Here is a 20410-nt window from a genome sequence, read left to right on the forward strand (position 1 = left end):
TCTTCGAGAAGTCGGGGATCAGGGTATTATTTAGTTAAACAGGTATTTCGGCGTTAGTGGTAGTATTACTAACAAGACTTACACAACTGGCATATTCACAGATTACTACGTGCATTCTAATTTAAGGGTTTTTAGAACATGATTTTGAAATCCTACTAATCCTCCTCGTCTTCCCCAATGTTGGTTGAATGTAGGCGTTTCTAATTTCATCACTTTACCCCCTTGAAGATGAACCTGATAATCAAACACCATGTCTTGTTCTGGAGGTACACTCGAAAAATCTGCTATCCAAACTATTTGAACTAGACGAGAGATACCAAATTCTCCACCATCAGGCTCTTTATACAAAGTCCTGTTCAGAAGTTTAACAATATGGGTCACTTTGGCACGCTGTCTTAAAAGAATGAGTTCACTTTCCTCTGGTTTAAGGGCATTCTTTTCTTGTTCTGTTTTCCAATTTAACCGAAAAATTTTTAAGTCCGAATCAATATCGTGATAAGCCCAATATTTATCATCACCCTGATGATTTATATTTTTAGTCCACTTTAGTTTTGTCAAATCCATAAATTTAGTCTCTATTTAAACAACAAACTTTATATATTAATCTCAGCTAGTCCGCTGTTAGTGAAGGTTTGTTTGTAGAAAATCCTAACAACCACTCTTAAACCTAATTCTTTTTCTATGGTATATTTACCATCTTGTAATTGCTGTCCTGACAACCAAGCCATAACCTGTAAACTTATAAATCTATAAGTTCATTTTGGCACAATTTTAGTTGTAAGTGCTAATTTCAGGTTATTATCTGTCTAAAATAGTAGAAAACACTTGACTACAAACTAAAAACCTGTGCCACAAACAATTCTCAAGGAAATTCTCAGTCAGCTTGATAGTTTAGAACAAGATGAACTACAGCAACTTAATCAAGCTATCCAAATATGTCTAGCTGATAAAGCACAAGTTAATCAAATCACAAACTTTCATCAAGCACTGTTAAGTTCTGGTTTGGTGAAACAAATTAAACAACCTGCTGACAGTAAACAACATGAAAGAAAACTTATTCAGGCAGAAGGAAAACCTGTTTCTCAAACTATTATTGAGGAACGTCGCTAAATGTCCGTTTATTTTTTAGATAGCAGCGCCTTAGTTAAACGCTACGTTGCGGAAATAGGTTCAGGTTGGGTTGTTAGCTTGTGCAATCCTACGTTAAAAAATGATGTATTTATTGCTGCTATTACTGCTGTAGAGATTACTGCGGCAATTAGTAGGCGATCGCGGGCTGGAAGTATTAATATTCAAGATGCTACAATGGTCTACCATCAGTTAAAAAATGATATCGAATCTGAATATCAAGTGATAGAAATTACAGACAATATCATTAATTCAGGAATGAGATTAGCTGAAAAATATTGTTTACGCGGCTATGATGCAGTTCAATTAGCTGCTGCTGAGTCCATAAATACCCTTTGCATTGCAAATGGTTTACCTCAATTAACTTTTGTATCTGCTGATAAAGAATTGAATATAGCCGCTGTCAGTGCAGGTTTGCTTGTGAAAAATCCTCACAACTATTCTTCAACCTAAACCATGCTCTTGATATTTATTATTAAAATAACAATATTTGTGACAATTAAGGTAGAATTATTAAAGGTTCGTTACAGATTTGGTAAATCATCTCCACTTCTGTTAAAACGACCGAAAATTAGCTTCTTAATCTAAAAACCTTAAAGTTTACCGAAACCCTCTATGACGCTCCCAATTCGTAACGTCGCCATTATCGCCCACGTTGACCATGGTAAAACCACCCTTGTTGACGCTCTCCTCAAACAGTCCGGCATTTTCCGCGAAGGCGAAGACGTTCCGGATTGTGTCATGGACTCCAATGATTTGGAGAGGGAACGAGGCATTACAATTCTTTCTAAAAATACAGCGGTTCGTTACAAAGACACTCTGATTAATATCGTTGATACCCCTGGACACGCTGACTTCGGTGGAGAAGTAGAACGGGTACTCGGCATGGTGGACGGTTGTATTCTGATTGTTGATGCCAACGAAGGTCCAATGCCCCAAACCCGCTTTGTGTTGAAAAAGGCTTTGGAAAAAGGTTTGCGTCCTATCGTTGTTATTAACAAGATTGACCGGGGACAAGCTGACCCCCACGTTGCTGTTGATAAGGTCTTGGATCTGTTCTTAGAATTAGGTGCAGATGAAGACCAATGCGACTTTAAATATCTATTTGCTTCCGGTATGGCTGGTTTCGCTAAGGAAAGCTTAGAAGCAGAATCAGTAGATATGCAGCCCCTATTTAATGCCATTCTTCGCCACGTACCTGCACCTGTGGGAGATCCTAACAAGCCTCTGCAATTGCAAGTGACTACCCTAGATTATTCTGAGTATTTAGGACGGATTATCATTGGTAAAATCCATAATGGAACTATCCGCGCTGGACAACAAGCTGCTTTGGTAGTAGAAGATGGCAGCATTGTCAAGGGCAAAGTTACCAAGTTGATGGGATTTGAAGGTTTAAAACGGATAGAAATGGAGGAAGCTACCGCAGGTTATATTGTGGCTGTAGCTGGTTTTGCTGATGCTTATATTGGTGAAACTATTACAGATCCTAATGAACCTCTGGCTCTACCCTTAATTAAGGTGGATGAACCAACTTTACAAATGACCTTCTGGGTGAATGATTCGCCCTTTGCTGGTCAAGAAGGTAAACTGGTAACATCTCGGCAAATCCGCGATCGCCTATACCGCGAATTAGAAACCAACGTAGCTTTGCGCGTTGAAGACACCGACTCTCCCGATAAATTCCTGGTTTCTGGTCGGGGTGAATTACACCTGGGTATCTTAATCGAAACCATGCGTCGTGAAGGTTTTGAGTTCCAAGTATCCCAACCTCAAGTAATTTACCGCACAGTTAATGGTCAACCTTGCGAACCTTTTGAACTTCTAGCTTTAGACGTTCCCGCCGATGCAGTTGGTAGCTGTATTGAACGCTTAGGACAACGGAAAGCGGAAATGCAAGATATGCAGCCAGGTGGAGGCGATCGCACCCAACTAGAGTTTATTGTGGCAGCCCGTGGTTTAATTGGTTTCCGGGGTGAATTCATGCGGATGACTCGCGGTGAAGGGATCATGAACCACAGTTTCCTTGATTATCGCCCCCTTTGCGGTGATATTGAAGCCCGGAATAAGGGTGTTCTTATCTCCTTTGAAGAAGGTGTTTCTACTGCTTACGCGATGAAGAATTGTGAAGATAGAGGTGCATTCTTTATCAGTGAAGGAACAAAAGTTTACAAAGGTATGATTATTGGTGAACATAATCGTCCCCAAGATTTGGAATTGAACGTTTGTAAAACTAAGCAGTTAACCAACCACCGCTCATCTGGTGGTGAAGAACTGACTCAGTTACAAACACCCGTAGACATGAATTTAGAACGAGCTTTGGAATACATTGCTCAAGATGAATTGGTGGAAGTTACACCTGAATCTATCCGTCTTCGCAAGATGTCTAAGAAATTGGTGAAACGCTAATATCTGTAGGGGTGGGGTTTCCCCACCCTAATTAAATTGGCATTGCTGATTAAGGGTATGAATTTTAGTCTCACGCAAAGGCGCAAAGACGCAAAGGCAAGATTTTTAAAGGTTCAATTTGGAAATTTCATACCTCGATTCAGCAACGCCTTAAATTCATTCACAAGAATGATACAATCTTTGTTAGAGGGTTGTATTTTTTTATATATAATTAGATTGGATTAAGCGACAGCGCAACAAGGATTTTAATAATTAAGTTTAATAATGTTGGGTTTCCTTTGTCAACCCAACCTACATTTTCTTAAACTAAAAGTATTGTGTTGAGTAGAATTGATGAGCAAAACAACTATTAGTTAATTTTTTTTGTTCTCCATTATTGATTGTAGTCAAAAATTTGGGAATGCTTGAAAATAGGGATGAAATAACCTCTAGGGGTTGTGCAAATTTACATATCAAGCAGTTATTAGGCTAATAATCACAATGGCAAATTCAAACAATAAATTATTTACTCCTCGAAATGATGGAAATTATGTAAATACAAAAGAGCTTTTGTCTTTGTTTAGGTAAATTTCTGATGAAAAAAGGTTGTCATCAAAAATCCAAAATTCAGCCAGTAATACTTTTGAGTCATTACTTTTATCTTTTATACGATTCAATGAATTTCATGAGAATTTATCCTGCGATCGCATTTCATGAACACAAAAATTTACCCCTGTTAATGTTGGGGGTATCAATGGCTTATTTCCCCAATGATTCAAGTCGTGAAAGCCATGAATTAAAGTGAGGGCATTTATTCCGAATTACTTCTAGTCCAATTGATTCAGCTAATAGTGGTCCATAAGTAGATTTTGCGCCTTTATAATCAGGAAATTGGGCAATAATACGTTTACTGGGGGCTGTTTCCTTGCTATCATTAATCAACTCAGGAGTTTCATATTTATCGGCAATACGTTTGAGTTCTTCAACTTTGTCTGAGCATTTATCATAAAAGGACTCAAAACAAGTAGGATCAGAAAAAAGGTAAGCCTCGTATTCATGCAATTGAATATACGGGACGAATCGCCGATCATCAATATCGTCAGCAAAGCTTTTCTCCAAAAACTCGACTCGTTTTATGGGATTTTGACGCATGATTTCAGCTTCATCTAATCCCGGAAAATTATGATGAATTGCATACAGATCAATCATCGTTGTAAAGAAAGCATCTGTATTTTTATCCCCAGTAAGCGATCGCAAAATATCATCCTTCATTGGCTGATAATCACCATAACCGCTACCACCACGATTAGTTTTACCCTTTTTTCTTCCATGAGCAATGAGTCTAGGGTGGTGCATAAATACTTGATGTTGCGCCAGATGTGGTTGCAGAATAATAGAGGCAAATGTTTGTTCAGTTTGTCCTTCTGCAAATAAATAGAGTCTTACCATTAGTGTGGACCTCCACCAATGATATTTTTTTCCCAAATTTCTCCTAAACTATATTCTTCTAACCAAGTTTCTAATTCTTGAGGATTTAACCGCTTAAATTGCGATTCCTTACCTACTCTATCTACCGTAATTACATCTTCAGGATTAAAGTTATCTAAAAAAGAAGTAGATTGGGTGCTGATGAGGATTTGTGTATGATAGGAAGCCTTACTAAACATCGCAGCCACAACATTGAGCGCGTAGGGATGAAGACCAAGTTCCGGTTCATCAACAATTATTAGTGCTGGAAGTTCTGTTTCTGGCTGCAAAAGCAAAGTAGTCAGGCAGATAGCACGCAAAGTACCGTCCGAAAATTGGTCTGGACTAAATAGTTGATCTGAGCCTTTGTGCAGCCAGTTGAGCTTAACATAATCCGCTCTAGGTTCAAGGACAAAATCATCAAAAAATGGGGCAATTAAACGGATTGTCTTAATAATACGCTGATAGGCTGTATTATGGTCTTCACGGAATCGGAGAAGTAATGCGGCTAGATTTCCACCATCAGACACCAGCCAGCGGTTGTCATCCTTGTAACAGGATTGACGAACTCGCGTGGTAGATGACGTATCGTGAAAGTGGTAAACACGACAGTCATTGAGCAAATGTTTGATAGTGTTGGCAATTGTTGGCGTACCTTCTTGTGCTGCTTTCTTGATTTTTGTTTCCTGATGTCCTGCACCGAACGAGTAAGTGGTTGAGGGTTGAGGTAGGTGTGAGCCATTTCGCGTCCCTGTTTCTTCAGCAAATATCAAAGTATCACCTGCCGCAAACTTGAGACAAATGGTATAGATAATATCCAGACTCCCATTGTCAATCTTGAACTCTAGTTGTGCCTCGATTTGCGGTGTTACCTTCGGTCCGAAATGTAAGAGAGAGTGAGCAGAACCCGATATACCGATATATTCTCGAAGTCGTTCGGCCATCATCTCATTCAGCATCTTGAAAAACGAGATGAGATTACTTTTACCTGCTCCATTAGCTCCAATCAATATGTTTAAGGGACGCAACTCAAGATCCATTGTCTTAATGGACTTGAAGCCCTTGATAATTACTCGTTGTAGCATAATCAACAATCAGTATTTATACAAAATGATTATATATGTAGATGATGTACAGGGATTAAAAAAAAGGTGCGTTAGGCTAAAGCCATAACACACCCCAATTAAACTAAATTGCAAATACAACTAAGGATACAAACCCCGATCATTCAAAGCTTGCGCGACTCTACCTACACCCAAAGTATAAGCAGCTAATCGCAGATTTACCCCCCGTGCTTGCGACTCATGAATCACCTTGCGGTAAGCCTGAACCATCAAATGTTCCATTTCCCGGTTGACTCGTTCTTCGTCCCAGAATAGGTAGGAAAGACCTTGTACCCATTCTAAATAACTGACCACCACACCCCCAGCATTGGCTAAAATATCCGGTAACACGGTGACACCTTGGGCTTCTAGAACGCGGTTAGCTTCCAAAGTCACAGGACCATTAGCAGCTTCTGCGACAAATTGGGCTTTGATTTGATGGACATTTTCTGCGGTAATTTGGTTTTCCAAAGCGGCAGGAATCAGGACATCGCAAGGTAAAGTTAATAAGTCTGCATTACTAATGGGTGTTCCTTGGGGAAATCCCACCACACTGCGATGGTTGGCCGCAGCGTAGGCTTTGACAGCGGAAATATCAAGACCATTTTCGGCAAAGATACCCCCACTAGCACTGGAAACAGCGATAATTTTTGCTCCTTCTTGGTGTAGCAATTCGGCGGCTGCCCCACCTACATTACCGAAGCCTTGAATTGCTACCCTGACTCCTACCAGGGATTTACCGTGATCGGCGATCGCTTCACGAACAATAATCATCACACCGCGTCCAGTCGCCATTTCTCGTCCCAGGGAACCACCAATAGATAAGGGTTTACCTGTAACTACTCCGGGGACAGAATGACCAACATTGACAGAATAAGTATCCATCATCCATGCCATTTCCCGCGCTGATGTTCCCATGTCTGGTGCGGGTATATCTACGGATGGTCCAATGTCTTTAATTAATTCACTAATATAACGACGACTAATCCGTTCTAATTCCCCCACACTGAACTTTTTGGGGTCTATGGGAATTCCGCCTTTGCCACCACCGTAGGGAATGCCTAACAATGCACATTTCCAAGTCATGAGCATGGCTAGGGCGGATACTTCTCGTAATGTCACTGCTTCATGGTAGCGAATACCACCTTTATAGGGTCCTAAAATATCCGAATGTTGTACCCGATGTCCAGCAAAAACCCGCACTTCCCCATTATCCATTCTTATGGGAATGGAAACTGTGACAACTTTTCGAGGGTGACTGAGTATTTCTACGATACCTTGATCTAATTTTAATTCTTTAGCAGCCCATTCTAAATAGCTACAGGCTTGATCATAAGGGCAAATATGCGCTGGAGAATGATTTTCTATAAGTGGGAGAGACGTTGTCACCATAATACCTACTCCTCATCACCGTATGTTTGTGAACCGGACTGATATGGTTAGCTTACCCTCTTTTTTGAAAAAGATGTCAATTTTGTAGTTTCTGTTACAATTTTATTTCGATTTGTATGCTGTAAGACGCTTGGGCAGATAAACTATAAAAATATCGGCGTTGCTGATTAAGGGTATGAATTTTAGTCTCACGCAGAGGCGCAGAGGCGCAAAGAGTAAGAGTTTTAAAGGTTCAATTTGGTAATTTTATACCTCAATATGGCTGATACGCCACGCAGGCTATCAGCAACACCTGAAATTTTGATGACTTGGTTGGGTGACGCAGAAGCTTTTCCCCAACCTATATTAATTAAATGAATGTTTCAGGTGTAAAACTCCCGTGTAAGCCATAGGGAATATGATGTTTGAGGTGTAGTTTTGCAATTTCACCTTTTTCCAAATTTACAGCATCTAAAATTACCACATCTGAACGATGATGTTCTGCATCATAAACTAAGGCTATTAGCCAGCCATCATCTTCTGTTTGGGAATTTGGACGAGGAATAAAAATTGGTTCACCGATAAAACCTGCTGGTGCAGCACTCCATAATTGTCTTTGTTGTAACTCTAAATCAAGTTTGAAAATTGCTTGTAGGGGAGCATTTCCCGTTGATTTATGAGCCGCAGCCGTGTATAGATAACGATAGGATTTACCGACATGATGAGGGTGCATTGTGGGAAATTCACAAGATCGATCATCTATTAAATGATTTTCGACTGTATTGGTTGGTAAATTCAGATTAAACCGCCAAAGTTTGCCAGGAGAATTGGCATCAAAATCTGTTTCTCGATAATCGCTATTGGGTTCAACTTCTGGTAATGATTCATAGCAAATAGAATCAATGATAATTTCATTACCCACTTCAAAAGCATTAACATGATGGAAAATAAAACCTGCCTGAGTTTCTAAAACTTTGATTTTTTTAGTTGGGTTTTGGCGAGGAATAATGATGATTTTTGTAGGTTGATTTTTTTGGACTTTAATACATTGGGCGGCGCTAGATATTCCCAAGGCAAAAGGTATGGGGTTAAAACTAACAGGATTTTGGAAGAAAATACAGTAATTTTCTGTAATCACAAAATCATGAATGAAGCAAAAACCAGCAACGCTATGATTTTGTTTATTGGTGATTTCTCCGTCGGTATTTAACTCAAATATGTTAATTGTAGTTGATAGTCCTGGTGTAATAGCGAAATTAACTAATGTACCATTTGCATCAATTCGCGGGTGGGCGCTAAAGGCTTCCCCTTTAGATAAAACACCGTTGAAGTATTCATTCCCTAATGTTTCTAGAGTGTGCGGATTAAGTAAATAGGGTTCGGATGCTTCCCATAGTGCTAATAGTTTTTTACCCCAATAAATTACATTAGTATTAGCAATATGTTTGATTTTGAAATCAAAGATGTTAGCTAACCAACCGCCCAGTTTTTGTGTACCAAAAACACCACGATAAAGAATTTTACCCGCTTTTTTTTCTGCTAAATAACCTGCTGTGGTAACAAAGCGGTTACGAAAATGGGCGCGGCCATTGGTAAATGTAATGCGGCTAATCATGCCATCACCGTCAAAGGGATGATGTAATTTTTGCCCATTAATATCTAGTAAACCAGGTCCATTTCTAAATAATGTTCCTTGCAATTCTGGTGGTATTTCTCCTTCTATATCATCAATCCAGTAATCAAATTCCTGGTGAAGAGATTCATATCCTCCTTGCCAATCTTTGAGAGTGTAGGATTTTTGGAGATTTTGCTGATCTTGAGGTTCTAATATTTGCATTTTTTCTTGGCTATGGTAAGTTTTTTCAGAAAACCAGGGATGTAAATATAGAGATAAATCTAATTGTCTTCGAGATTTTTATCTATTAAATAAGTACATCATTATCAATTCTATCATCTGGTAGCAATTTAACAAAAAATATGGGTATCAGAGAAGTACAGCTAGTGAGAATGATTAATAACCACAGGGAGTCAAATTGATATTCTGTGATTCCTAACCATTTCATCATGATTGATCCTAATGCGTAGGAAACTGTTCCTGCTACATTAAATACAGACATGATTAACGCAAAAAATGTGGCTTCTATGCCGGGAGGGCAAAGCTTTGTTGATAATACTAATATGGGCATGAATACAATTTGCCCAATCACAGTAATAATCAAACTATCACCTAAGCTAAACCAATGATCATCTATGCCTAACATTCTGTTGGTGTGCGTTACTAATAATAAATTCGTCATTCCTAAAGCTGTGGATAGGAAAATACCCGCAGTAATCATAGTTCTAAAGGGAATGTGCTTAAAGTAACGTTGGAAAGCCCAAACTCCAACTAGGGAAGCAAAACTCGTCACTAACCGAATTCGTCCTAAAAATTCTGGTTGAAAGTGGAGTTCATTAGTTGTGAAATAGAAGAATGCTGATTCAGTTTTTGGTGTAGCGTGCCAAATAAATATAAATAATGTGGGCAACCAAATTGTTTTTTGAGTAATTGCTTGGCGGATTTTTAGTAGTTGATCTTTTGTGTTGTTGCTTTTTTTGTGATCTTTATTAATAGGTTTTTCAGTAATTAACCAAGCTACAGATGAAATAATTAAAGGAAATAATGCTGTTATTAAAAATACTATACGGGTGGTAAAATATTCTAAAAGTAACCCGCTAAGGTAAGCTGTACATAAGGCACCAATAGCTGAACTACCCCAACAAAGAGATTGTAAAGAACCTATTTTGGCTTCTGATTCGTTTCTGGCTCTTTCAACTACTATGGAATCAACTATCACATCACTAATAGCCACAGAGACAGAAGAAAGTACAATCATAATTGTGGCTGTTGTACTGGTATGAGCGACTGTTCCTAAACATCCCCAAGCTGCACAGCCCAGAATTCCTGACATAACTATGTAAGGTTTTCTATGATAACCAAATATGGGTAAACTATCGGAAATAAACCCATATAATGGCTTAATCATCCAAGGTATAGTACAGATTCCCATAATTGTTGACATCTGCACGGGACCTAATAGTAATTCATCTTTGAGAAAAAAGCTGACAGCTAAACGCGATAATGTCAGTATACCTTGAACAAAATAGATGGTAAGAATTGCTATTAACTCAGCACTGGGTTCGTTACCTAAGAGAATTTTTTTGGTTAGTAAATCTTTGAATTTGGGTAAGGTAGGGGAGTCATTTAGCATTTGCATGAATAATGATTAAGTTTTATTTACTTTTATATCATAGATTTTTAAATTGAGGATAAGTTTTTATTAATTATGAAACTATAGGAATCCGGTTTGATTCTGTCAGTCGAGCGATCGCCTTTGGTGAATTTTGTATAGAAGAAACTTTCTTTTTAACCGTGTTCTCTGTATAAATGGTTATATATAAAACACATTAATTGACAATTTCCCAGGGGATGTGACTGAACATTAGTTTTTTGTAAAGTAATATTACAAACCTTGGAAATATATTGAGAAATTGTTCTTGAGGCAAACATAGATTTAAGGTAGAAGCTATAGGACAAAATTGAGGCCAGTTTTAAAATGAACACAAATAATATTCAAAACTATCGCTTTGTCTGTACCTTAACTTTTGGTGATATTTACGGTCAAATTATTGTTTGGTTAATTACGATTACTATTAGCTTGGCATCAGCTTTAGCACTAATGGGCGCAAAAAGACCTGTATACGCTTTAGCTACGGTAGGTCTTGTGGTTCTTTTATCTCTACCTTTTTTACTTTTCGCCTTTGTGACGACTTTATTAAATAATATTGAACTCAATGCTGTAGAGCCAAAAACCAAGACAGAATCAATACAAAGTAGTATTTCACAAAACCCAGTCCAAGTAACTAGCTAAAGGGGATTTCACCAATAGACATTTGGTAAAAATTAAATGTGTGTTTGCTACAACCCTTGTAGAGAAGTTACATGAAGCGTCTCTACATTTTTTTGCACCAGATGTCAAATTTACAATTTCTCTATTACCCTGTCTTGTAGATGGGGAATTTTTTTTTAATCGGTGGTTGATGATGCTTGAACATGATGTAATTATTGTTGGTGGTGGTTTGGCTGGCTGTCGGGCTGCGGTGGAAATTGCCCGGACTGACCCTAGTTTAAAGGTAGCGGTAGTTGCCAAAACTCACCCAATTCGCTCTCATTCGGTGGCTGCTCAAGGTGGTATGGCGGCTTCTTTAAAAAATGTGGATGGTACGGATTCTTGGGAAGCTCACGCTTTTGATACTGTCAAGGGTTCCGATTATCTGGCGGATCAAGATGCGGTGGCAATTTTGACTCAGGAAGCACCGGATGTGGTGATTGATTTGGAACATCTGGGGGTATTGTTTTCTCGTTTACCTGATGGTCGGATTGCTCAACGGGCTTTTGGTGGACATTCTCACAACCGCACTTGTTATGCGGCTGATAAAACTGGTCATGCAATTTTACATGAGTTAGTTAATAATTTGCGCCGTTATGGGGTGCAGATTTACGAAGAATGGTATGTAATGCGCCTGATTTTGGAGGATGGCCAGGCGAAGGGTGTGGTGATGTTTCACCTGTTGGATGGGCATATTGAGGTGTTACGGGCGAAGGCTGTGATGTTTGCTACGGGGGGCTATGGTCGGGTTTATAACACGACTTCTAATGATTATGCTTCTACTGGTGATGGTTTGGCGATGACAGCTTTGGCTGGTTTACCTTTGGCAGATATGGAGTTTGTCCAGTTTCATCCTACGGGTTTGTATCCTGTGGGGGTGCTGATTTCCGAGGCTGTGCGCGGTGAAGGGGCATATTTGATTAATGCCGATGGCGATCGCTTTATGGCTAATTACGCCCCCAGTCGCATGGAATTAGCCCCTCGTGATATTACCTCACGGGCAATTACCTATGAAATCCGGGCTGGTCGTGGAGTGAATACTGATGGTAGCGCGGGTGGTCCCTTTGTCTATCTGGATTTACGCCATCTGGGTAAGGAAAAAATCATGAGTCGTGTTCCCTTCTGTTGGGAAGAAGCACATCGTTTGCTTGGTGTAGATGCTGTAACTCAACCGATGCCGGTTCGTCCTACCAATCATTATTGTATGGGTGGTATTCCTGTCAACACTGACGGACAAGTTAGAAGTAATAATGATAGTTTTGTCGAAGGCTTTTTTGCGGCTGGGGAAACTGCTTGTGTGTCTGTTCACGGTGCAAATCGTCTCGGTAGTAACTCCTTATTAGAATGTGTAGTTTATGGTAAAAGGACTGGAGCAGCGATCGCTAATTATGTCCAAAATCGGCAATTACCATCCATAGATGAAACACGCTACATCAACGAAGCCAAACAACAAATACAACTCTTAATAGACCAACCAGGACAGTACAGAATTAATCAAATCCGTCAAGCTTTTCAAGATAATATGACTGAAAATTGTGGCGTTTTCCGCACCGACGAAGTAATGCGTCAGGGATTAGAAAAAATCGCCCAACTACAACAAAAATATTCACAAATATATTTAGATGACAAAGGAAAAAGCTGGAATACAGAATTAGTTGAAGCCTTAGAATTGCAAAGTTTAATGGTAGTTGGACAAACCATTTTAACTTCCGCCCTCAACCGCCAAGAAAGTCGCGGCGCACACTTTAGAGAAGACTTTGCCGAAAGGGACGATAATAAGTTTTTACAACACACAATGGCTTATTATTCACCCACAGGAATTGACATTCAATATCGTCCCGTGACAATCACAATGTTTGCACCAAAAGAGCGAAAATATTAATTAAAGATACAGCACTTTCCGGTGTTATGAGGTACATATCCAGCGGGCAAGATGCCCGCACTACAAGAGTTTCATGATTCAACTTTGTACCTCATAAGAGCGGAAACCGATGTAATATTTAATTTTCTAAAATATGCGGTTATTCGGTTCTTTTTATGGAAAACCTGGTTCAAAATCAATGGCGGCCTTAGAGGATGTTTGAAAAGTCCCTCATGGTGTATCAAATATTTTCAGATCCCCCTAAATCCCCCTTAAAAAGGGGGACTTTGACTCTAGTTCCCCCCTTGCTAAGGGGGGTTAGGGGGGATCTGTAAGTGCCTAAAATCACAACCTAAAACTTTTCAAACATCCTCTAAGAGGATGTTTGAAAAGTTTTTAATGTATCAATAAACCCCTCTCCAAACCTCTCCCCGACGCGGGGAGAGGCTTTGAAACCCCCATTCCCTTGTAGGGAAGGGGGGAAGGGGGGTTAGGTTTCGGAGATTGTTGGTTTCATCTAATACTTTTCAAACAACCTCTTATTGTGTGGGCATTTCATTGAAAATATAGAGATAATTGTTCAGAACCCTTGTCCCGCAAGGGTTTTGTTATAATCAATCCTCAATCACCATCAAAGAGACGCAAGAGCCAAATATGCCCACAATGAGAGGCTGTTACAAAAATGGTAACAACAGTTCAATTTTGTCATTTATCCTGGATAATCTTCTAAATACAATGTCATAAGTAAGTAGACGAAAATAAATCAAAGTAGATTAAGTAATGTAAAAAATCTGGAGATGATTTCGTAGTGAGGGCTTCAGCCCTCAAATGAGGAATAAATTCCTCACTACAAACTTTGAATTATTCAAGCCGTTCTACTTAGCTACCTTAGTCTATACCAAGTTCACCAATGAACAGAAAACCATATCTGATAGCAGTTACAGGGCTTGCTATTTTATCCGTACAGGCTCTAGCATCACCAAATGGCTTGGCATTTCCCCAACCAAATCACCATTCCAACTCTGTCATAGCCCAAAACTCGGAAGAACAAACGCGCATTCGAGTGAATCAAAAAGCCAGTCCAGCCGTAGTTTATATCAACACAGGTAAATCAAGCGGCAGTGGCTTTATTGTTAGTTCTGACGGGTTAATTATTACCAATGCTCACGTTTTGCAAGATGCACCCGCAACCGTTACTGTAGTTTTAGAAGACGGGAAACGACTTCCTGCTAACGTGATTGGCTTTGCTAAAAATGGAATAGATTTAGCAGCCATTAAAATTCGTAACCAGAAGAATTTACCCACATTATCTTTAGCAAAATCAGCCCAAGTGGGACAGTCTGTATATGCTATTGGTAGTCCCTTTGGCTATGGCAATCTAAATAATTTTACTGTCGGTGTTTTGAGCAATATTGACGAGCAAGATGGTATAATTAAACATGATGCTAGAATTAATCCCGGTAATTCTGGTGGTCCACTTCTCAATTCCCAAGCCCAAGTTATTGGCGTAAATACTGCTATTCAACTTGATAGAAATGGCAGCAATAGTGGTATTAGTATTGCCATCCTGGTAAATAAAATACAACCTTTCTTAACGGCAATTCGTCAGGGAAATATTTCCCGTTTACGGCGCTAATAGTCTGTTGAGAATTTAGCTTGGTATAGGCTTCTAGCTAGTTTGTCTATCTGAACAGGCAGGATGCCCACCCCACAGAAATTAAATGTCCCTTTCCCAAATTAGGAGATTTAAGAAATGATGAAATTAACATTATTAACCACACTGTTCTTAACCACCACATTAGCATCTACTCCGGTTTTTGCTCAAGAAGACGCTAATAATCAAATTCGCTTTATCTGTTCTACAAGTCGTTACTCCGAAAATGGAAAGTCTGTTCCTACCACTTTTCTTTGGACACCAAATTTCCAAAAAGCAATGGTGACTTGGACATCTGTTTTAGGAGGAGTTAAACCACAACAACGTTGTCAAAAAGTTTCTGATAACTTCCAAACAGCTTTTAATAACGGCAGTCTTAATTACGTTACCAATGGTGTTCAAAATGGGAGCAAAGTAATTTGTTCTGTGAGTTCAATTGATGGTGGTTGTGATACTGTATTATTTACATTGCGACCTCAGGACAAGTCTAGGGATGTTCTCAAACAGTTAAACAAACTCTGGTTTGGCAGTGCTAAGACAGTACCTATTGCACAAAGTTCTGGAGGAGATAAATTTAAATTTTACATTGATATTCGCCAATTTCTAAATACACCACCAGCGAATAAAATGCAATAAAGAAGATTCTCAAAAATTGTAGGTTGGGTAGAACGAAGTGAAACCCAACTAATTTAAGGAAGTTATCAAGAAGTGTTGGGTTTCTTTCCTCAACCCAACCTACTTAAAGAAGTTGTCAAGAAGTGTTGGGTTTCGTTCCTCAACCCAACCTACTTATTTAACTACTTATTTAACTAATGATCATGTAATCAATCCAGGTGAATCTTATCGCATTCAAGCACCAGATTCTCAAAGATTGTAGGTTGGGTAGAACGAAGTGAAACCCAACTAATTTAAAGAAGTTATCAAGAAATGTTGGGTTTCGTTCCTCAACCCAACCTACTTATTTAACTAATGATCATGTAATCAATCCAGGTGAATCTTATCGCATTCAAGCACCAGATTCTCAAAGATTGTAGGTTGGGTAGAACGAAGTGAAACCCAACTAATTTAAAGAAGTTGTCAAGAAGTGTTGGGTTTCGTTCCTCAACCCAACCTACTTATTTAACTAATGATCATGTAATCAATCCAGGTGAATCTTATCGCATTCAAGCACCAGATTCTCAAAGATTGTAGGTTGGGTAGAACGAAGTGAAACCCAACTAATTTAAAGAAGTTGTCAAGAAGTGTTGGGTTTCTTTCCTCAACCCAACTAATTTAAAGAAGTTGTCAAGAAGTGTTGGGTTTCTTTCCTCAACCCAACCTACTTAAAGAAGTTATCAAGAAATGTTGGGTTTCGTTCCTCAACCCAACCTACTTATATTCATCTCCTAATTTACTCAAACAAAAAAAGATCATGAAACACCTATTTTTTACCCTCATTTGCACAACTGCTTTATTAACTATTCCTCAGCAATTGTTATTGATTTCTCCTCAACTAGTTACCGCACAAGAACCTACAAAAAAACTATTAACCTCAGCACAATTACAAGCTTTAGCCAAATCTATCACTGTGAAAATATTAACTAAAAATGGCAGTGCTTCAGGAACTTTAATTGCTAAAAATGGTAATAGTTACACTATTTTAACCAATGATCATGTGATGAATCCAGGTGAATCCTATCGCATTCAAACACCAGATGGAAAAATATATCCTGCTAATGTCATTAAAGAAAAACCAGCATCTTTAAAAAATCAAGATGTGGCTTTATTCCAGTTTCAATCAACAGCAGAATATACTATAGCTACTTTAGGAATTTCTGCACCTATAGCAGTAGAACAAAAAATTGTCGCGGCTGGATTTGTGAGTGATAATGCTCAATTAGTTTTCACCGAAGGACAAATTTCTCTATTACCAGATAAAAGTTTTCAAAGAGGTTATCGCATAGGTTACAGCAATAAAGTTCAACCAGGAATGAGTGGCGGACCCATATTAAATTATCAAGGTGAAGTTATTGGTATTAATGCCGTTCATGCTTATCCTATTTCTGATAAAATATATACTTATATTGACAATAGTAAACCCAGTGCAGCCGAACGTCAGCAAATGCGTCAATATAGTTGGGGTTTACCGATTTACGCCGTCGCTAAGATAGTCCCGGAATTTGTGGCTAAATCGCCTAGAAAGGGTGATGATTCTGCTTTGATAGCGAAAAAAGGTTTAATCCAAAATATTGATAAAATTGCCCAAGAAATTACGGTGTTAATTCCTAATGCTAACCCCACAGATATCGGTTCTGGGGTAATTATTGCCCAGAAAGGTAATATTTATTATGTGTTGACCGCAGATCATGTTATCTGGAATCGTGATGAAAAAAAATTAAAAGATAAGTTAGAAATAGTCGCACCGGATAATCAAAGATATGCTCTAAATGTCAACAATGCGAAAAGAATGCCTGGAGTTGATTTAGCCGTTGTTCAATTTACCAGTAATCAAAAATATCAAGTTGCAACTTTAGCAAATTATAGTTTAAATACTAAAGATCAAAAAGTGTTTGTTTCTGGTTTTCCTGGTAATAAACAACAAAACAAAAACAAACCTCACCGGATTTTAACAGCGGGAGTTTTGAGCCAACCAGAATTAATCAAGTTGAATACTTATGTAAGTTTCAATAATCAAAGTTCTCGGATACCTGCGCGAATACAAACTGTTTTAAGTGATGGTTATGATCTACTTTATAGTAATATTACTAAAGGCGGAATGAGTGGCGGTGCGGTTTTAGATACCCAAGGAAGATTAATTGGTATTCATGGCAGAGTGGAAGGTGAAATATCACTCGATTTTGATGGTGAAATCAATTTAGGTAGTAGTTCTGGTGTTCCCATTAGGACATTTTTAAATTTAGTTCAACAGGTAGGAATAGATTCAGATTTAAAAGTCGAAACTACTACACCAGCTACACTAAAAAAATCGGAAGAGGATGTAATTAGTGAATATTTATTACCATTGAATCAAGTTCCTAAAAATAGCGATGATGAAATATTATGGCTAAATTATGCTAATCAACTATGGCGTTCTCAGAAATATGCAGAAGCAATAAAAGCCGTTGATAAAGCGATTAGCAAAAAACCGAATTTTTATCAAGCTTGGTATTTCAAGGGGATGATATTTAGTAGTGAGAAAAAATACCCAGAATCAATTGCTGCTTATGATAAAGCTCTTAAAATTAATCCCAACTTTGCTCAAGCTTGGAAAGAGCGAAGTCACTCACTATTGCAATCAGATAAATCTTCAGAAGCATTGGTATCTCTAGACAAAGCCATTGCTCTGAGTCCTAATCAATTTGATCTTTACGCTTGGCGAGGTCGTGTGTTGTTTTTCTTACAGCGCTTTCCTGAAGCGATTGATAGTGCAAATCAATCTATTAAAATTTACCCTCATTTTTCTGCCTATGGGATACGAGCTTTTGCCTACCTTTTGCTAGGTGAGCGTGGTTCTCAATATTTTAACTTGAAAGAACAAAAACAAGGTATAGCTGACTTTACTGAAGCTATTCGCATTGCCCCCAATGAAATAATTAGTTTAATGAATGTAGCCATTCAATTTGACCCTAAAAATGCCGACAACTATTTGTTCAGGGGTTTTGTTTATGCTCTTTTAAACAAGTTTCAAGAAGCCACGGCTGATTTTACTCAAGCCATTAAAATTGACCCTAAAAATGCAGCATACTATGTTGTTAGGGGTGCTGCTTATGGTGAATTAGAAAACTACAAACAGGCGGTTGATGATTACACTCAAGCCATTCAACTTGATCCTAAAAATCCAACATACTATCGTGATAGAGGGGATAATTATTATGAATTAAAAGACTACAAACAGGCGATTAATGATTACACTCAAGCCATTAAAATTGATCCTCAATATGCTGATACATATCGGAGTCGGGGTAATGTTTATTTGCAGTTAAAAGAATACAAGCAGGCAATTGATGATTACAGTCAAGCTATTAAACTTGACACTAAAAATGCCAATTACTATGCCCGTCGGGGTCTTACTTACCTTCAATTAAAGGACTATAAACAGGCAATTGATGATTACACTCAAGCTATTAAACTTGACACTAAAAATGCCAATTACTATGCCCGTAGGGGTTTTGCCTATTTTCAATTAAAAGACTACAAACAAGCAATTAATGATTATACTCAGGCCATTCAACTTGATCCTAAAAATGCAACATACTATGGTGGTAGGGGTCTTGCTTACTTTCAATTGAAGGACTACAAACAAGCAATTAATGATTATACTCAGGCCATTCAACTTGATCCTAAAAATGCAACATACTATGGTGGTAGGGGTCTTGCTTACTTTCAATTGAAGGACTACAAACAAGCTATTAATGATTACACTCAAGCCATTAAATTAAAACCAGACTTTACCGAAGCCTACTATGTTCGGGGTATTGCTCACTATTTCTTAAAAGACTACAAACAAGCGATTGATGATTGGAATCAAGCCATTAAATTAAAACCAGACTATCCCGAAGCTTACACGAACTTAGGCATAGTTCACTATGAAATGGGAGAAGTAGAAACAGCAATTAATTATTGGCGAAATGCGATAAAAATCAATAGCAATTTGGCAGAAGCACATCTAGCTTTAGGTGTAGCTTTATATGCTAAAGGCGATAAAGAAGCGGGTTTGAAATCGGGAGAAACGGCATTAAAATTAGATAAACGTTATGGGAAGATAGAGTTTCTAAAAGAGAATAATTGGGGTGATAAGTTGATAAAAGATAGTCAGGAGTTTTTGAATAATCCTCGGATAAAAGGTTTGATTTAGAACCCACCTTCCGCACCCTTAGTATCAATATGACTGAATATTGTGGCGTTTTCTGCATTGATTCCGCGAGAAGGCAAATCTACAGAAACAGTTGTAGATTTTTTTAATCCCACCATGATAAAATGAGTGATCACAAACCACAACCTAGAAATCGCTTTGAGATAAAATAGAATAAAGTAATTTTGACTCTATCCCTCAGAGGTTGTTTGAAAAGTATTATATGAAACCCATAATCTCCAAAAACCTAACCCCCCTACCCCCATTCCCTTGTAGGGAAGGGGGGTTTTAAAGCCTCTCCCCTTGCAGGGGAGAGGTTTGGAGAGGGGTCAGTTTATACATTAAAAACTTTTCAAACATCCTCTCAGATATATCAAGAGAAAAATATGACACTAACCGATTTACTCCCATCAATTCAACAACTCTCAGCACCAGAAAAACTCAAATTAATTCGCATTCTTGCAGAAGATTTAGATTCATCTGAAAATATTCCTCCACTAGAACCCTTCAAAACATATCACCTAGCAACGCCTTATGATAACTTCGGGGCTGGAGAAATTTTGATGGAAACATTAAATCAATCAACCTTTAGTGATTAAGATTTATGCGGTTCAAATATTCAACAAATAACCCCAGCCAAAACGAGTTTGATAGTTACAATTAAACATAATACGGGCAGGCAGG

The 20410-nt window shown here is 38.4% G+C and carries 18 protein-coding genes; 10 read left to right on the top strand and 8 right to left on the bottom strand.

Translation table 11 applies throughout. The features are described 5' to 3' along the window. Positions 1 to 105 precede the first annotated feature (105 nt). Positions 106 to 564, bottom strand: coding sequence for a hypothetical protein (locus AA650_RS12625; RefSeq protein WP_053539287.1), 459 nt, complete (start codon positions 562 to 564; stop codon positions 106 to 108). 29 nt (positions 565 to 593) lie between these two features. Beyond that, positions 594 to 728, bottom strand: coding sequence for a hypothetical protein (locus AA650_RS29110; RefSeq protein WP_257720870.1), 135 nt, complete (start codon positions 726 to 728; stop codon positions 594 to 596). A gap of 118 nt (positions 729 to 846) precedes the next feature. On the opposite strand from AA650_RS29110, the gene AA650_RS12630 reads away from it, so the two are divergent. From AA650_RS12630 to typA, 3 genes are all read left to right on the top strand, one after another. Continuing rightward, on the top strand, positions 847 to 1110 hold the full coding sequence (locus tag AA650_RS12630; RefSeq protein WP_053539288.1) for a hypothetical protein: 264 nt from the start codon (positions 847 to 849) through the stop codon (positions 1108 to 1110). Further along, positions 1111 to 1581, top strand: a complete 471-nt coding sequence (locus tag AA650_RS12635; RefSeq protein ID WP_053539289.1) for a type II toxin-antitoxin system VapC family toxin — start codon at positions 1111 to 1113, stop codon at positions 1579 to 1581. 162 nt (positions 1582 to 1743) lie between these two features. Beyond that, on the top strand, positions 1744 to 3534 hold the full coding sequence (gene typA, locus AA650_RS12640; protein WP_039204906.1) for a translational GTPase TypA: 1791 nt from the start codon (positions 1744 to 1746) through the stop codon (positions 3532 to 3534). Between the two features lie 738 nt (positions 3535 to 4272). On the opposite strand, the gene AA650_RS12645 is transcribed toward typA, so the two are convergent. The 5 genes from AA650_RS12645 to AA650_RS12665 all read right to left on the bottom strand — a co-directional run bounded on the left by AA650_RS12645 (position 4273) and on the right by AA650_RS12665 (position 10702). Continuing rightward, positions 4273 to 4962 (bottom strand): DUF4276 family protein, encoded by a 690-nt coding sequence (locus tag AA650_RS12645; protein ID WP_053539290.1) that lies wholly within the window; start codon positions 4960 to 4962, stop codon positions 4273 to 4275. Continuing rightward, positions 4962 to 6065 carry an AAA family ATPase gene (locus tag AA650_RS12650; protein WP_053539291.1) on the bottom strand — a complete coding sequence of 368 codons (1104 nt, stop codon included), beginning with the start codon at positions 6063 to 6065 and terminating at the stop codon, positions 4962 to 4964. Before AA650_RS12650 ends, AA650_RS12645 begins: the two co-directional genes overlap by 1 nt. 120 nt (positions 6066 to 6185) lie before the next feature. Next, positions 6186 to 7475 (bottom strand): Glu/Leu/Phe/Val family dehydrogenase, encoded by a 1290-nt coding sequence (locus AA650_RS12655; RefSeq protein WP_053539292.1) that lies wholly within the window; start codon positions 7473 to 7475, stop codon positions 6186 to 6188. Between the two features lie 349 nt (positions 7476 to 7824). Further along, positions 7825 to 9291, bottom strand: a complete 1467-nt coding sequence (locus tag AA650_RS12660; protein WP_053539293.1) for a carotenoid oxygenase family protein — start codon at positions 9289 to 9291, stop codon at positions 7825 to 7827. Between the two features lie 85 nt (positions 9292 to 9376). Further along, positions 9377 to 10702 (bottom strand): folate/biopterin family MFS transporter, encoded by a 1326-nt coding sequence (locus AA650_RS12665; protein ID WP_053541279.1) that lies wholly within the window; start codon positions 10700 to 10702, stop codon positions 9377 to 9379. A 345-nt stretch (positions 10703 to 11047) separates the two neighbouring features. Between AA650_RS12665 and AA650_RS12670 the strand changes: the two genes are divergently transcribed. From AA650_RS12670 to AA650_RS12690, 6 genes are all read left to right on the top strand, one after another. Next, entirely contained in the window at positions 11048 to 11362 is a 315-nt protein-coding gene (locus AA650_RS12670) for a hypothetical protein (protein ID WP_039203801.1), read from the top strand. 172 nt (positions 11363 to 11534) lie between these two features. Further along, the gene (locus AA650_RS12675) at positions 11535 to 13262 is read left to right on the top strand and encodes a succinate dehydrogenase/fumarate reductase flavoprotein subunit (RefSeq protein ID WP_053541280.1); all 1728 of its coding nucleotides are present in this window, start codon (positions 11535 to 11537) and stop codon (positions 13260 to 13262) included. Positions 13263 to 14151: 889 nt separating this feature from the next. Continuing rightward, positions 14152 to 14877, top strand: a complete 726-nt coding sequence (locus tag AA650_RS12680) for a S1C family serine protease (protein ID WP_053539294.1) — start codon at positions 14152 to 14154, stop codon at positions 14875 to 14877. Positions 14878 to 14994: 117 nt separating this feature from the next. Next, positions 14995 to 15531, top strand: a complete 537-nt coding sequence (locus AA650_RS12685) for a COP23 domain-containing protein (RefSeq protein WP_081424217.1) — start codon at positions 14995 to 14997, stop codon at positions 15529 to 15531. A 112-nt stretch (positions 15532 to 15643) separates the two neighbouring features. After that, entirely contained in the window at positions 15644 to 15772 is a 129-nt protein-coding gene (locus AA650_RS29115; RefSeq protein WP_257720871.1) for a hypothetical protein, read from the top strand. Between the two features lie 534 nt (positions 15773 to 16306). Next, positions 16307 to 19729, top strand: a complete 3423-nt coding sequence (locus AA650_RS12690) for a serine protease (RefSeq protein ID WP_053539296.1) — start codon at positions 16307 to 16309, stop codon at positions 19727 to 19729. On the opposite strand, the gene AA650_RS27910 is transcribed toward AA650_RS12690, so the two are convergent. Further along, positions 19726 to 19863 (bottom strand): hypothetical protein, encoded by a 138-nt coding sequence (locus tag AA650_RS27910; RefSeq protein WP_199924238.1) that lies wholly within the window; start codon positions 19861 to 19863, stop codon positions 19726 to 19728. The two genes, AA650_RS12690 and AA650_RS27910, sit on opposite strands and share 4 nt — an antisense overlap. 249 nt (positions 19864 to 20112) lie before the next feature. On the opposite strand from AA650_RS27910, the gene AA650_RS12695 reads away from it, so the two are divergent. After that, positions 20113 to 20325 carry a hypothetical protein gene (locus AA650_RS12695; protein ID WP_053539297.1) on the top strand — a complete coding sequence of 71 codons (213 nt, stop codon included), beginning with the start codon at positions 20113 to 20115 and terminating at the stop codon, positions 20323 to 20325. Positions 20326 to 20410: the final 85 nt, after the last annotated feature.

It is taken from the genome of Anabaena sp. WA102, assembly GCF_001277295.1.
GTDB classification, from domain to species: domain Bacteria; phylum Cyanobacteriota; class Cyanobacteriia; order Cyanobacteriales; family Nostocaceae; genus Dolichospermum; species Dolichospermum heterosporum.